This is a genomic window from Streptomyces rimosus subsp. rimosus, assembly GCF_000720725.1.
In the GTDB taxonomy this organism is placed as follows: domain Bacteria; phylum Actinomycetota; class Actinomycetes; order Streptomycetales; family Streptomycetaceae; genus Streptomyces; species Streptomyces rimosus_A.
Genome location: NZ_JOCQ01000005.1, coordinates 99,337 through 113,495 on the forward strand (window position 1 = coordinate 99,337; position 14,159 = coordinate 113,495).

11 protein-coding genes are annotated in these 14,159 nt (G+C 72.0%); 4 read left to right on the forward strand and 7 right to left on the reverse strand.

What is annotated here, in order from left to right; genetic code table 11:
* Positions 1 to 61 precede the first annotated feature (61 nt).
* On the reverse strand, positions 62 to 934 hold the full coding sequence (locus IH45_RS01000000143135; RefSeq protein ID WP_050514517.1) for a helix-turn-helix transcriptional regulator: 873 nt from the start codon (positions 932 to 934) through the stop codon (positions 62 to 64).
* Positions 935 to 1,048: 114 nt separating this feature from the next.
* Between IH45_RS01000000143135 and IH45_RS0104255 the strand changes: the two genes are divergently transcribed.
* Positions 1,049 to 1,975 (forward strand): NmrA family NAD(P)-binding protein, encoded by a 927-nt coding sequence (locus IH45_RS0104255; RefSeq protein WP_158812924.1) that lies wholly within the window; start codon positions 1,049 to 1,051, stop codon positions 1,973 to 1,975.
* Between the two features lie 27 nt (positions 1,976 to 2,002).
* On the opposite strand, the gene IH45_RS0104260 is transcribed toward IH45_RS0104255, so the two are convergent.
* The 4 genes from IH45_RS0104260 to IH45_RS0104275 form a co-directional block, all read right to left on the reverse strand.
* Positions 2,003 to 2,803 carry a GNAT family N-acetyltransferase gene (locus IH45_RS0104260; protein WP_199810613.1) on the reverse strand — a complete coding sequence of 267 codons (801 nt, stop codon included), beginning with the start codon at positions 2,801 to 2,803 and terminating at the stop codon, positions 2,003 to 2,005.
* Between the two features lie 109 nt (positions 2,804 to 2,912).
* Entirely contained in the window at positions 2,913 to 4,436 is a 1,524-nt protein-coding gene (locus IH45_RS0104265) for an amino acid permease (protein WP_030661514.1), read from the reverse strand.
* 100 nt (positions 4,437 to 4,536) lie between these two features.
* Entirely contained in the window at positions 4,537 to 5,553 is a 1,017-nt protein-coding gene (locus IH45_RS0104270) for a hypothetical protein (RefSeq protein WP_030661517.1), read from the reverse strand.
* A 421-nt stretch (positions 5,554 to 5,974) separates the two neighbouring features.
* Entirely contained in the window at positions 5,975 to 7,606 is a 1,632-nt protein-coding gene (locus tag IH45_RS0104275) for an FAD-dependent oxidoreductase (protein WP_234440418.1), read from the reverse strand.
* Positions 7,607 to 7,662: 56 nt separating this feature from the next.
* On the opposite strand from IH45_RS0104275, the gene IH45_RS0104280 reads away from it, so the two are divergent.
* Positions 7,663 to 8,385 (forward strand): TetR/AcrR family transcriptional regulator, encoded by a 723-nt coding sequence (locus IH45_RS0104280; RefSeq protein ID WP_030661522.1) that lies wholly within the window; start codon positions 7,663 to 7,665, stop codon positions 8,383 to 8,385.
* 153 nt (positions 8,386 to 8,538) lie between these two features.
* Positions 8,539 to 9,798 (forward strand): serine hydrolase domain-containing protein, encoded by a 1,260-nt coding sequence (locus tag IH45_RS0104285; RefSeq protein WP_050514519.1) that lies wholly within the window; start codon positions 8,539 to 8,541, stop codon positions 9,796 to 9,798.
* A 35-nt stretch (positions 9,799 to 9,833) separates the two neighbouring features.
* Here IH45_RS0104285 and IH45_RS0104290 read toward each other — a convergent pair whose 3' ends face one another.
* Both IH45_RS0104290 and IH45_RS0104295 read right to left on the reverse strand, forming a co-directional pair.
* Positions 9,834 to 10,670, reverse strand: coding sequence for an ABC transporter permease (locus IH45_RS0104290; RefSeq protein ID WP_030661528.1), 837 nt, complete (start codon positions 10,668 to 10,670; stop codon positions 9,834 to 9,836).
* A 46-nt stretch (positions 10,671 to 10,716) separates the two neighbouring features.
* A complete protein-coding gene (locus IH45_RS0104295) occupies positions 10,717 to 11,628 on the reverse strand; it encodes an ABC transporter ATP-binding protein (RefSeq protein ID WP_030661531.1) in 912 nt (303 codons plus the stop codon).
* Between the two features lie 398 nt (positions 11,629 to 12,026).
* On the opposite strand from IH45_RS0104295, the gene IH45_RS01000000143140 reads away from it, so the two are divergent.
* A complete protein-coding gene (locus tag IH45_RS01000000143140; RefSeq protein WP_158812926.1) occupies positions 12,027 to 14,141 on the forward strand; it encodes a M28 family peptidase in 2,115 nt (704 codons plus the stop codon).
* Positions 14,142 to 14,159 lie beyond the last annotated feature (18 nt).

The window sequence follows — 14,159 nt, forward strand, 5'->3', positions numbered from 1 at the left end:
GGGCCCGGAGACCGGCGGTCCCATTGCGGAACCGCGAAGAAGATAGCGGGGAAGGCGACGGTCATCGCGTACGACGGCCGGCCGGGGAATCCGGCAACGCCGAGGATTCCAGCCGGGCCAAGGCGTTCGAGGTCGCCTCGTCCGCCGGATGGTAGGCCCAGATCCGGTGGCCGTCGCCTCCCGGCAGATCCAGGACGTGCTGGTTGAGCGCGAGAGGGCCGACGCGCGGGTGACGGAGCCGTTTGCGGTCCATCGCCTTCTCGTAGACGCGGTGCTCGTTCCACGAGGTACGGAAGACCTCGCTGCCGGCGGCCAGCTCGTCCACCAGCCCGGTCGGGCGGGCCGCCGCCACCTCGTGGCCGGTCTGTGCACGGAGGGCCGCCACCGTGCAGCGGGCGAGTTCGGACCACTCGGCGAAGAACGACTGCGCCCCGGGGGCGAGGAAGACCATGCGGGCATAGTTGTCCCGGGGTTCCAGCCCTTCGTGGAGGAGAGTGCCGAGCGTATTGCTGCCCACGATGTCGAGCCACCGGTTCACCAGCAGGGCAGGCACCGACAGGGAACCGAGCAGCCGGTGCACCTCCGCCAGCCGTTCCGTGCCCATGCCGGGGCCCGCTCCGTCCGTGGACGTCTCACCGGCCGAGGCGGTGAGCCCACGCAGATACCGCGCCGCCGCGGTGTCCAGCAGCAACGCAGTGCACAGCCCGTCCACCACCGCGCGGGACGGCCGCCGTTCCCTGCCCTGTTCGAGGCGTATGTAGTAGTCGGTGCTGATCCCTGTCAGGAACGCCACCTCGTCCCGGCGCAGCCCCGGCACCTGGCGCTTCGCCCCCGGAACCAGCCCGTGCTGTTCAGGGTGCACCTGCTTCCGCCTGGCGCGCAGGAAGCCCGCCAGTGTCCCGCCGTCATCGCCGCGGCTGCTCGAAACGCCCATGCCACCAGCTTAGGGACGCGTTTTCCGCTGCCGTGCGCGGGCGTCCGCGCGCACCCGGGGGTGGGTGTGCCGCTCCTACCCGCCCGGCCGAGCGGATGACTACCGTCCCGAGGCGTGAGAGAAAGAGAGCAGTCGATGTTCGTTGTCACCGGGGCCGGCGGCCGTACCGGACGGGCAGCCGCTGAGCGGCTGCTGGCGCAGGGGCACCCCGTGCGGGCCGTCGGCCGGTCGGCCCGGCGGCTCGCCGGCCTTGCCGAGCGGGGCGCCGAGGTGTGGGAGGCCGACCAGACCGACACCGCCGCGCTGACCGACGCCTTCCGCGGCGCGGACGGCGTCTACGCGGTGATCCAGCCCAACTACATACCCGACCATCCCGACTTCGGCGCCTTCCAGGACCAGGTGGCGGCCGCCCTGACCCGGGCGGTCGCCGCGTCCGGGGTGACCCGCGTCGTCGGGCTCAGCAGCTGGGGAGCCCAGCATGCCGAGGGCACCGGACCGGTCGCCGGGCTCCACCGCTTCGAGCGGCGCCTGTCGGCCGTCCCCGGAGTGGACACGCTGTGGTTGCGGGCCGGTTACTTCATGGAGAACCTGCTGGACCACATCGATGCCGTCCGGACCCTGCGCCGCATCAGTGCCCCCTTCGACCCCGGTTTGCCGCTGCCTTTCGTCGCCACCCGCGACATCGGGGCCAGAGCCGCGGATGAACTGGCCGACGGCACATGGCGGGGCACGGAGATCCTGGAACTCCAGGGCGAACGCGATGTGAGCATGCGGGAAGCCACGGACGTGATCGCGAAGGCCGTAGGTGCCGACGGCCTCGCCTACGAGCAGATCAGCCTCGCCGCCTTCCACGCGGAACTGCGCGGGAACGGGGTGTCCGCCGGCGTCGCGGACATGATGGCCGAGGTGGGGAATGCCCTCAATCTCCGGCATACGCGCATGCAGCAGCCGCGTAGCTCCCGCACCTCGACCCCCACCTCCATCGAGCGGTTCGCCGAAGAGGAATTCGCTGCCCGTTACCACGCGACCGCACAAAGGTGAGCCTGCTCGGCGGTGGTGGTCCCCGGCTCAGCCGTTCACGTTGTAGAAGTGGATCGGTGAGTTCGGCTTGAAGCCGATGCGCGGATATACGGGGGCTCCGGCGGCGGTCGCGTGCAGCGTGGCGCGGGTCAGGCCGGTGGCCCGGCCGCCCTCGTACAGCGCCTTGCGCGTGACCGCCTCGCCGTAGCCCCTGCGCTGCCACTGCGGGTCGGTGGCGACGAAAGCCACGAAAAGGCGGCCGTCCGCTGCGAGCGTGGCGGCGCAGGCGACCGGCGTACCGCCGCGCAGTGCCAGATAGGCGTACACCTCGCGTTTCCAGAGCGCGGAGCCGACGAGCCCTTCGCGTGCGTCTTCCAGAGGGAATCCGTAGGCACGCGAATTGAGGTCCGCATACGCTTGCAGGTGCTCATCCGTGGTCACGCGGACGAACGTGAGGTCGGGGTGGGCCGGGTCGGGGACCGGGAGCAGGTCGCCGGCCATGCCCGTACCGGGGAAGGCGTACCGGAGACCTGCCTGCTCGGCCGCCGCCTCGAACTCGGAGCGGGCCTCGTCGCCGAGGAGGTCTTCGAAGAGCCACAAAAACCCCGGGTGCCTTTTCGCGCGCATGATGTCCGCCGCCTGGTTCAGGCGTTGCCGGACGAGATCCGCTCCCGCTCCGACATCCGTCAAGGCGATGCAGTTCCAGAAGGAGAAACGGCTGTCGGCCCAGCGGACGGCGATGCCCGGCAGGTCGCGCACATCCGCACCCGCGTCGCGGTCGAGCACCATGGTCCGCCAGGCGGTGGCGAGTTGTTCCACCGATTCGACGGACTCCGTGAGATCGGTCACCGTACCTCCATGCATGATCGGGCTGGTGATGTCCGGTGAGCCGGTCGCCGGTGGCCTCGGCTCATCGGGGCCGGCGCGGCTTTCCTCGCGCCGAGTGTTCGGGACGTCATCAGACGATGCCTTCGAGTTCTTCGTCCTGGGTCTGGGCCGTGCTGGAGCGGCGCTCGACGTAGGAGCGGCGTCCGACGCGCCACCACAGGGCGGCCAGGGCGAGGGCGGCCAATGTGGCGACGGGCGTGTAGTTGAAGGTGGCGGCGGTGACCGGGCTGGTCTGCGGCAGCATGAACAGCGCCGTCACCGCGCCCGCCCACAGCACCGCCGTCCAGCCGATCGGCCGGCTCCAGCGGCCCAGGTGCCAGGGCCCCGGCGCCCACTTGTCACGGTGCCGCAGCCGCAGCAGCACCGGAATCGCGTACGCCGGGGTGAAGCCCACGACCGAGATGGCGGTGACCGCGGAGAACGCGCTGGCGGAGTACAGGGACGGCAGGGCCAGTACGAAGGCGACGGCGATCGCGAGCCAGACGGCGTTGGCCGGGATGGCGGTGCGGCGGCTGACCTTCTGCCAGCGGGCCCAGCCCGGCAGGGCGCCGTCCCGGGAGAACGCGTAGATCATGCGGCTGGCGGAAGCGGTCACCGTGTACCCGCACAGGAACTGCGCCACGATGATCACCAGCAGCAGGGCCTTGGCCGTGGCCACGCCCAGCGCGTCCAGGAGGATCTGCGCCACCGGTACACCGGTCGGGCTGGCCAGGGTCGCGGCGTAGTCCTGGACGGCGAAGATCAGGGCTGCCAGCAGGATGCCGCCGGCGATCCAGGACACGGCCACCGAGCGGACGATGCCGCGGGCCGCGGCGACGGAGGCCCGGCTGGTCTCCTCGCTCAGGTGGGCGGAGGTGTCGTAACCGGCCAGGGCGAAGCACGGCAGCAGCATGCCCAGCAGGATCACGTACACCGGTGCGCCCCAGCCGGTGTTGTTGGTGAACTCGGAGAACACGAAGCCGGCGGGCTGGTGGTGGGAGGGGATGAACGCCAGGGCGCTGATGATGACGACCGCCCCGGCCAGGTGCCACCAGGCGCTCACCGACGTCAGGACGTTCATCAGCCGGGCACCGAAGAGGTTCAGGACCGCGTGCAGTACGAGAATGACCGCGTACAGCGCCAGCAGGCCCCCCGGGGACGGCACGATGCCCCATTGCAGGTTCGCCCACGCGGCGGTGAAGGTCGCGATGCCGTAGTCCTGGGCCGCGATCCCCGCGAGCAGGCCCAGAAGGTTGAGCCAGCCGGTGTACCAGCTCCACCGCTCACCGCCGAGCTGGCGGGCCATGAAGTACAGACCGCCGCTGGTGGGATAGCGGGAGGTGATCTCGGCCAGCGCCGCCGCCAGGCACAGCACCAGCGGCCCGACGGCGAGCCACCCCCACATCACCACGGCGGGGCCTCCGCTGTTCAGGCCGTAGCCGAACAGCAGCAGCGTCCCGGACATGATGGAGATGACCGACAGGGAAGCGGCGAAATTGCCGAACGCGCCCATGCGCCGGTGCAGTTGCTGCGTATAGCCGAGTTCCTTGAGCAGGCGCTCGTCCTCGTCGAGCGGGCCGGGCTGTTGCCGTCGTGCATGTGCCGAAGTACGCATCGTGGATCTCCGCACAGGGAAGCAGAAAAGGGGAAGGGCGAGGCGGGCTGCTGAACCCCCGGGGAAAGCGGCGGTGCCCGCCCGGAAAAGCGGCAGGAATTCACGGGCGGCGTTCCTCCGGGTGCGGGGGGAGGGACTTCAGGCAGGCGTCGCGGTCCGTCTCGAAGGTTTCCCGCCATTGGTGGGGATGCTGGGCGTGGCACTGCCACGGGTCCCGCGTGGCGAAGACGCCGATGGCCTCGAACACCTTCGCCGCCCAGTGCGGAAAGCCGCCCCGCACGAGCGCGTACGCCAGATGGTTCAGATCCAGCGGAGAGCTGGTGGCCGGGTCGCAGTTCGCGAACCAGCCCGTGAAAGCTCTCGTGACGGCCCGGGTGATGTCCTCCCGGCTCCAGAGCAGATTGCCCACGCCCTCACCGCTGTCCCGCCGCTCCCGGTACTCCTGTACGCGGGCGTAGACCGGCAGCAGAAGCAGCGGTGAGTCGGCCGGCGCGAGGGAGGCCGTCCAGCGCGCGAAATCCGTCGCGACCGCGCGCCGGCCCGCGGGCCCCGGGCGGGACTGGAGCGCCTGGGACATCCGGTGCCACGCCTCGCGGTTGAACGGGTCCCGCCGGTGCGCCTCCCGCAGCAGTCCCCACGGCCCGGGCGGCAGCAGGTACTCCGGCTGCGGCGGAGGTACCCGGTGCTGCGGGTGGCGTCCGATCGCGTCCGTTTCGGTCAGGGCGATGTAGCAGTTCCAGGGCACCGGATCCCTGGGGTTCAGGGCAGCGGCCCTGCCGCTCGCCTGCCAGGCCCCGTCGGCCAGCTTCTCCAGGCGCCGCGCCTGCTCCGGGCTCGTCGCCGTCTGCTTCCGGTGGGCCCGCAGCACGCGCTCGGTGGCGACCCGCGCGTACATCACCTGCGCGGCGAGGCTGTCCGGCTCCTCTTCGAGCCACAGCTCCACGGTGTTGGTCTCGGCCGCCGCCACGCCCAGGACCTGGGTACGGGACGTCCACTGCGCCCAGTACCCGGTCCGGGCCAGCACCTGCCGCATCTGCATCCAGTAACCCGCTCGGATGTCCTGCACCGCCCGGTAGAGGTCCGGGTCGCGGCCGGCCGCCGGGTGCGAGGCGGTCATCGGCGCCCCTCCCGGGCGGCGACCGGCCGGTTCGGGCCTGCGGCCGCCCGGCCGCCGCCGTACGCACCGCGGCGCGGCGGTTGGTGGGGACATGACATCGGGCGGTGGGCGGACGCGGGCATGGACAGGGAATTCCTCTGGGCAGGGTGCGGATGCGCGGCCTCACGGGACGGCGGGGCCGGGCCGGCGAGCAGGCGTACCGGCCATCCCGTCACGATGTCCGAGGCGGACCGGCGGATGCCTGACAGCTACCTAAGCGCCTGGGGAAGCGCCATGGCCAGAGGAAAGCGAGGTTGGCCGGTTATCGGGATACGGATTCGGCCACGGGGCAGCGGGAGTTGCCCTCCGGGGCCGGGGCCGGGGCCGGGGCCGGGGCTGCGGCGACCGGACGGTGCGTCGCCACGGTGCCGGACGCTCAGGGCTACGCGTGTGCGGGCCCACCGGATCGGCCCACCGGCTCGTGCCCGGGAGAGGGCGACGGCGCGCCGGCCCATCGGCGCAGGGCGGCTTCGAGAGCGCCGGCGGCGGTGCTGCCGGCCGTGTCGGAGGCCCAGGCGACCACCCCGTCCGGGCGTACCAGCACCCCGGCCGGCGTCGCGGGGCCGTCGGTCACCCCGCTCACCCGCCCGGCCCAGGGCTCGGCGAGGCGGGCGAACGCGCCGTCCGCAGTGCGGTCGAGCAGCAGGAACCCGCCGCCGTGCCCGTGGTCGGCCAGACGGGAGCCGTCCCGCAGCCACAGGTCGGGCGCGTACCGCCCGACCAGCGGGTGGTCCCCGGGCAGGTCGATCCGCTGCGTGACGCCGGAGATCTTCTTGACGGCGTACGTCGTACCGTCCCGCGTGCTCAGCAGATCGGCGACGACCTCCCGGAGCGCGGCCGACTTGGCGTCCCCGCGCAACACGCCGACCTGGGCCCGCGTCCAGTCCAGCACCCAGGCGCCGAGGGGACGCCGCTCGGTGTCGTAGCTGTCGAGCAGCCCCTCGGGCGCCCACCCGGCGACCACGGCACCGAGCTTCCAGCCGAGGTTCATCGCGTCGCCGACCCCGAGATTGAGCCCCTGACCGCCGAACGGCGAGTGCACGTGCGCGGCGTCACCGGCCAGCAGCACCCGCCCCGCCCGGTATGCCGCGGCCTGCCGGGCGTTGTCGGACCAGCGGGTCGCGGCGCCGCGCAGCGCGGTCAGCGTGACATCGGTGCCCGAGACCCGCCGCAGACTGGCCTGCACCTTCTCCAGGGTGACCGGCGGCAGGGGGGCGCCCCCGCGCGGGAGCCGGGTGTGCGGAAGGCCGGCGCGAGCGCCGTCGAACTCCACGGTGACCACCCGCCCGGGCTGCGGCCCGTAGCGGTACGCCCCTCGGGCCGACCATGTCCAGCCGTTCGCCAGTTTCTCCGGGTCGGCGATGTCGGCGACCGCCAGATGTCCGGTCAGCTCGGGGTCGGTGCCCGGGAATGCGATGCCCGCGAGGCGGCGTACGGTGCTGCGCCCGCCGTCGCACCCGACCAGCCATCCGGTGCGCACCGTGCCGGCGGTGGTGCCGACGAGCACGCCGTCGCCGGTGTCTTCGAGCGAGGTGACCTCCACCCCGCGGCGCACCGGCACACCGAGTCGCGCGACATGGCCGGCCAGCAGCGCCTCCAGCTCACACTGCGGCACCATCCGCGCGCCGTCGACCGCGGTGTGCGCGGCGAGGTCGGGATCGGACCAGTCCACGAGGCCGGCGTCGAGGATCATCCCCGCGAAATGCCCGGTGAACCGCGGCGTGCGCGCCCCCCGGCCCTCACCGGACCGCTCGTCGTCAGCCGTGCGGGCGAACGATCCCACCCGCTCAAGCATCTCCCGCTGTACCTGTTCGGCGGCGGGCAGCAGGCCCCGGCGGTCCAGCGCCTCGGCCGTGGGCACATTGATCGCCCCCGCCTTCATTCCTTCGTCGGGCTCGGCCCGTCGCTCGATCACCTGCACCGTCGCCCCGGAGAGCGCCAGCTCCGCGGCGAGCACGAGGCCCACCGGCCCGGCTCCGACCACGGTCACGTCCATGTCCTGCTGCACATTCATCGTCACGAACACTGTTCTACGTACGAACGCTGTTCGCGTCAAGTTATGATGACGGGGTGAACCCGAGAGAGCGACGCGCCGCACGCCACCAGCCGCCGAACCCCGAGGCCGAAGCCGCCCCCAGACCGCGGCGCCGCAAGGCCCCGATCACCGTGGAACAGGTCGTCGAGACCGCGCTGGGTGTCATCACCGCGGAGGGTTACGAGGCGCTGACCATGCGCCGACTGGCCGGCGCGCTCGACACCGGCCCCGCCTCGCTCTACGCCCACGTGGTCAACAAGGCCGACCTCGACGAGCTGCTCATCGGCCGGCTGTGCGCCGAACTCGTACTGCCCGAACCCGACCCCGCGGCCTGGGGCGAGCAGATCCGCGGCGTGTGCGCCCAGCTGCGCGACCAGTACCTGAAGTACCCCGGAATCTCCCGCGCCGCCCTCGCCATGGCCCCCACCGACCTTCAGACCCTGCGCATCAGCGAAGGGCTGCTGGCGGTCCTGCTGGCCGGCGGCGTCGCCCCGCAGGCTGCCGCCTGGACCGTCGACGCACTCTTGCTGTACGTGGCTGCCTACTGCCTGGAGGTGTCGATCGCGCGGCAGCGAGCGGCACACGATGACGATGCCTGGGTCCTGGACCGCGACGAACTGCAACGCCGCCTCACGGCCCTACCTGCCGCGACCTTTCCCCACACCACCCGCTATGCCGCTGAGCTCACTGCGGGGGAGGGGCATGACCGGTTCGATTTCACGCTGGGGTTGATGATCGAGGGGCTCGGGCGCAGCTAACCGGGGCGTGAACTCCCGCTCGATATGCGAGCACCAGGCAATCGGCACTCGATCGCGGCGCACGGCGTACGCCATTGCGCACACTGTACGGACCCCCGTACAGTGTGCGGACGCCGCGGTGCCGACACGGGCGAGCGGCAGAAGGAGGGGGTCATGTCGAATCACCTGAGCCGGGGACGGCAGGGCGCGCCGGGCAGGGGGCTGTCCGATGCGGGGCTGCGCAGGATGCGCGACGTGCTGGCCGGGCACGTCGAGTCCGGGGCCGTTCCCGGGCTGGTTGCCCTGATCGCACGGGGCGGTGACACGCACGTTGAGGCGATGGGGACGCTGCACGAGGGCGGCGGCGCGCCGATGGAGCGGAACACGATTTTTCGGCTCGCGTCGGTGACCAAGCCCGTAACGGCTGTGGCGACCATGATCCTCGTGGAGGAATGCCGGCTGCGGCTGGACGACCCGGTTGATGACTGGCTGCCCGAACTCGCCGGCCGACAGGTCCTCAGGCGCTTCGACGGACCGCTCGACGAGACGGTGCCGGCGCGGCGTTCGATCACCGTACGGGACCTGCTGACGTTCACGTTCGGCTTCGGCCTGCCGGTGGCCCCGGGCGTTTCGGCGGTGCCGCCCATCGTGGAGGCGATGAGCACACTGGGCAGCGGCACCGGGGGACCGGTACCGGCACCCGATCCCGACACCTGGATGCGTCGGCTGGGCGAACTGCCGTTGATGTACCAGCCGGGGGAACGCTGGCTGTACCACACCGGTTCCGACGTGCTCGGCGTGCTGGTGGCGCGCGTCGCGGGGCGGCCGTTCGAAACCTTTCTGCGCGAGCGCATATTCGAGCCGCTCGGTATGAACGACACCGGCTTCCATGTCCCCGAGCGCACTGTCCACCGACTGCCGACGAGCTACGCGCACGACCCGCGGACCGGAAAGCTGACGGTGTACGACAAGGCCGTCGACGGCAGTTGGAGCAGGCCGCCGGTCTTTCCGTCCGGCGGCGACGGGCTGGTCTCGACGGCTGACGACTACACCGCGTTCCAGCGCATGCTGCTGAACAAGGGCACGTACGGCAAGGAGCGTGTCCTGTCCGAAGCCGCGGTGAATCTGATGACGACGGACCACCTCACGCCGCAGCAGCGAGCCGGAAAGGACGCGTTCTTCAGCAGTGAAGGCGCCGGAGGGCTCGGAACGCAGGGCGGATTCGGCTTCGGGATGGCGGTACGCACCCACAACCGCGATTTCCCGTCCGTGGGCCAGTTCGGCTGGGACGGCGGCCTGGGCACCTCGGCGTACACGGACCCGGCCCAGGGGCTCACCGGAATCCTGCTGACCCAGACGGCGCTGGACGCCCGCGCGTCCTTGCATCTGGTGCAGGACTTCTGGACCACGGCCTATCAGGCGATCGGGGACTGAGGCGATGGGCGGATCGGCGGAGGGCGCTGCCTGACTCAGTCGAAAAGCCGACGCCTCATGCCCCTCACCGCGAGCAGCCAGGCGATCGCGGTGAAAGCGACGAGTACGAGGGCGTGCAGCCAGTCGCCCGTGTCCAGTGTTCCGAAAGCGGCGTGGCGTACCAGTTGCATGCAGTGGTAGATGGGGTTGACGCCGGCGGCTGTCCGGATCCAGTCGGGGAGACCGTCCAGCGGGAAGAAGACGCCGGCGGCCATGACGAGTGGTGTCAGCACACCCGAGACGACCAGGCGCAGCCAGTCGATCGCCGGTACGAGGGTGGACACCCACATGCCGCACAGGGCGAAGGCCAGCCCCGAGACCAGGGTGACGACCGGTACCAGGAGCAGTGCGGGGCTCGGGGGGAGACCGATGGCGAGGGTGACCAGCAGGGGTACGGAGCTGTAGACGGAGGACTTGACCGCGATCCAGGACGCCTCGGCGGTGACGAGTTCCCAGACTTCCACCGGGCGGCTGAGTACCGCGTCGTACAGGTGCTGGTAGCAGCGCCGGTTGTAGGTCTCGAACATGCCAGCGAAGGCGGAGGCGAACAGGACGGAGGTCACGACCATGCCCACACCCACGAACTGGGGGTACGGCCGGCCTTCGGCCGAGTCCACCAGGGCGCTGAAGCCGAGGCCGAAACCGGCCATGTACACCAGGGGTTCGATGAGCGAGCCGAAGGTGATGGCGGGCCAGTAGCGCCGGAAGAGCAGCAGTTCCCTGAGCCACACCGCCCGCACGGTCGGCAGCAGTGTGGGCGGTGCCGCCGCTCCTCCGTCCTGGAAGGCGCTCTTCGGTGTCTCCTCGCGGCGTGCCGGTGCGGCCCTCGTCATGGAGGCGGGTCCCTTCTGGTGTGGGGTACGGCGGGGCGCCGCGGGGTCAGACGAAGAGCTCGCCGGTCAGGGCGACGAACACGTCCTCAAGTGTGGTGGGACGCAGGACGTCGGGAGGGCCCAGCACCTCGCGCAGCCCATCCGGCATGGTCTCGGCCCGCAGGACCGACACCGACAGTCCGGTACGGCGGCTCGTCAGCCCCGCCCGGGCGGCGTGCTCCTCGACGGCGGCGCGGCGGGGCGCGTCCCCCCGGTACTCGGCGGCCTGTTCCCCGGCGTGGGCCCGCAGCAACTCCCGCGGGGTGCCCCGGGCGATCTGCCGGCCGGCGGACACCACGACGACCTCGTCGGCGAGCCGCTCGGCCTCCTCGATGTAGTGCGTCGACATCAAAACCGTCGTGCCGGAGGCCCGCAGGGTCTCCATGACGTCCCACAGGTCCTGGCGGATCTGCGGGTCGAGGCCGACCGTGGGCTCGTCGAGCAGCAGCAGGCGGGGGGCGGTGAGAATGCCCCGGGCGAGCAGGAGCCTGCGCCGCATACCGCCGGACAGTGTCTCCACCCGGCTGTCGCCCCGGTCGGCGAGGCGCACCGCGGCCAGCGCCCGGTCCACCGCCTCCGCGTAGTGGCGGGCGGACATGGCACTGAAGCGCGCGAATACTTCGAGGTTCTGGCGTACGGTCAATTCGGCGTCGAGATTGCTTTCCTGCGGCACCACACCCAGCAGGGAGCGCACCCGCCGGGAGTCCTTCGGCATGCTGTGGCCGAGGACTTCCACCGTCCCGCTGGTCGCCCGGCTCTGCCCGGTGATGAGGCGCATGGTGGTCGACTTGCCCGCGCCGTTGGGGCCCAGCAGCCCGAAGAACTTCCCCCGGGGAACGTCGAGGTCCAGCCCGTCGACGGCGTTCGTCGAGCCATAGGTCTTCACGACATCCCGGAAACGGACGACGGGGATGCTCACCCCTGATTCCCCCCAACGTGAAAGTGCTGTGCGGTCCGGGGCGCGATGGCGTCAACCCGGCCGCATCGGCCAATGGAAGCGCACGTTCAGGGTTTTGTGAAGTCCTTGTTTCGCTCTGTGACCCGCTGCTAGGTTGCCGCACGATCAAGTCCCCCATGAGGGCGCTTCGTCGAAACGGGGGATGCATGAGGTCGCGCCTGTCCGCGCTTTCCGGTGTTCTGCTGCTGTGCGGCATCGCGTTCGGCTGTGCAATTCCGGTGCGTGTTCCCCCGGAGCCGGAACCGGCGAATAGCGCGTCCTCCGGCTTTTCCGCGGCGCGGGCCACTGAGCACATCGCGCACATCGCGCGTTCCCCGCATCCGTCCGGTACTTCCCGGGCCGAGGACGTACGGCCTTATGTGACACGGCAGTTGAGCCGTCTCGGACTCTCGCCGGAACAGCGCGAGTCGACCGAGGTGCTGCCCGGAAAGAGCGGCGCGCACCTCGTGGGCCGGGTCCACAACATTACCGCCACGATCCCCGGGCGGTCCTCGACCGGCCGGGTCCTGCTCGTCGCGCACACCGACTCGGTGGCCACCGGGCCCGGCGCCTCCGACGACGGCCTGGGCGTGGGCTCCCTGCTGGAGATCGCACGTGCCCTCGGCGACGGGCCCGCTCCGCGCAACGACGTGGTCCTGCTCTTCACCGACATCGAGGAGACGGCCCAGCTCGGCGCCCGTGCGGCGGCCCGGGACCTCGCCGGGACCCGGCGCGGCCCCGATGTCGTCGTCAACCTCGAAGCGCGCGGCACCGGCGGCCGGGCGGTCATGTTCGAGACCGGCCCGCACAGTGCGGCGCTGGTGGCCGCCCTGGGCGGTGCGCCGCCCGTCGCCACGTCCCTCTCCGACGAGATCTACCGGCTGCTGCCCAACGACACCGACTTCACCCGGCTGCGCGCGTCCGGCGCGACCGGGCTGAACTTCGCGGTGATCGGCGGCAGTGCCCGCTACCACGGCCCCGAGGACGATCTGGACCACGTCGACCCCGGCAGCCTCCAGGACCTGGGGAACACCGCCATCTCGGCCGTCCGCGCCCTGTCGGCCACCGACCTCGCACGTGTCGGGAAGGCCTCCGAGGCCACGTGGTTCAACCTGGGGCCCGTGCTGGTCCGCTACCCGGCGGGCGCCGTCCTGCCCCTCGCGCTGATCGCCGTACTCGCGCTGGTCGCGGCCGCCTGGTACGCCCGCCGCCGCGGAGCCCTGAACCTGCGCGCGGCCGCACGCGCTGCCCTGAGCCTTCCCCTGCCGCTCCTGGCCGCCGCCGCGCTCGGCTGGGCGGCCTGGCAGGCCCTGCTCATCGTCCGGCCCGACTACGCCCTCTTCCAGATGGGCGACCCGTACCGCTCGGGCCCGGCCGTCGCGGGAATGCTGCTGCTCACCGCCGCCGTCGTATGGCTGTGGACCGTATGGGTCGGCAGGCGGGCCGGCGCGGTGGAGACGGCCGCCGGAACGGCAGCGTGGGCGACGCTGCTGGCCGTGGTGGCCGCCGTACTCCTGCCCGGCGCCGCGTACGTGTTCACCTGGACCGCCCTGGGCGGAGCGGCCGGTGTCGCGCTGGCCGCCCGTACGGCCGAGCGTTCCCCCTGGCGGACCGCCGCGCTGACGGCCTCTGCGCTGCCGGGCGTCGCGGTCATGGCGCCGTTGGTCGCCCTGCTCTTCCCGACGGTCGGACTCGCGTCGGCCGCCGCTCCGCTGGCCCTGGCCGCGCTGGCCGCCGCGGTGGTGCTGCTGCCCCTCACCGGCCGGGTCGCCGCCGTCCACCTCCGTCGAGCCGTGGCGGCCGGCACCGCCCTGGCGCTGGTCGGCGGCGCCCTGGTGGGCGTCAATGCCGCCATCGACACCCCCGATGCCGAACACCCGCGCCCCGTGAGCCTGATGTACGCCCTCGACGCCGACCACGGGAAGGCCGTCTGGGCGTCCGAGGACGCCGACCCGCACCCGTGGGTCACCCACTACACGGGCAACCGCCGGACGGACTCCCTGGAGGAATGGTCCCCCGCGCTGGCCGCGCCGCCCGGAGGGCTGCTCGCCGGGCCCGCCCCCGTCGCCCAGGTCTCCCGCCCCGTCGTGACCCCCGTGTCCGACACGCGCGAGGGCGGCCGCCGCACCCTGCGCCTGTCGGTGCGGCCCGAGGCGGGGAAGCCCACGCTGATGGCCCTGTACGTGGATACGACGGCCACGGAGGTCGTGGGCGCCCGGGTGACCGGCGCGCCCGTCGGCACCGGCACCCTCGGCGGGGGCACCAACCGCCCGGCCGCCAGGTGGAAGTGGGGGATCCTCCTCGTCGCCCCGCCCTCGGAGGGCACCGAAGTGACCCTCACCGTCCGCGACACGGGCCGTCCGGTCCGTCTGCTGGCCATGACCCAGGACGCGGGCCTGCCCGCCGCGGCCGTGGACCGGCCACGCCCCGACGACCTCACCTGGGACCCGCACGCGGCCGGCGTCTCCTTCGCGAGCCGTCTCTACAAGCTCTGACCAAGCTCCGCCCCCTTG

What these genes read in the sequence shown, in the direction of transcription:
- IH45_RS0104270 (WP_030661517.1), bottom strand. Translation starts at nt 5,553, where the DNA reads ATGACCGCCTCGCACCCGGCGGCCGGCCGCGACCCGGACCTCTACCGG.
- IH45_RS0104285 (WP_050514519.1), top strand. Translation starts at nt 8,539, where the DNA reads ATGTCGAATCACCTGAGCCGGGGACGGCAGGGCGCGCCGGGCAGGGGG.
- IH45_RS0104275 (WP_234440418.1), bottom strand. Translation starts at nt 7,606, where the DNA reads ATGAATGTGCAGCAGGACATGGACGTGACCGTGGTCGGAGCCGGGCCG.
- IH45_RS0104265 (WP_030661514.1), bottom strand. Translation starts at nt 4,436, where the DNA reads ATGCGTACTTCGGCACATGCACGACGGCAACAGCCCGGCCCGCTCGAC.
- IH45_RS0104290 (WP_030661528.1), bottom strand. Translation starts at nt 10,670, where the DNA reads ATGACGAGGGCCGCACCGGCACGCCGCGAGGAGACACCGAAGAGCGCC.
- IH45_RS01000000143135 (WP_050514517.1), bottom strand. Translation starts at nt 934, where the DNA reads ATGGGCGTTTCGAGCAGCCGCGGCGATGACGGCGGGACACTGGCGGGC.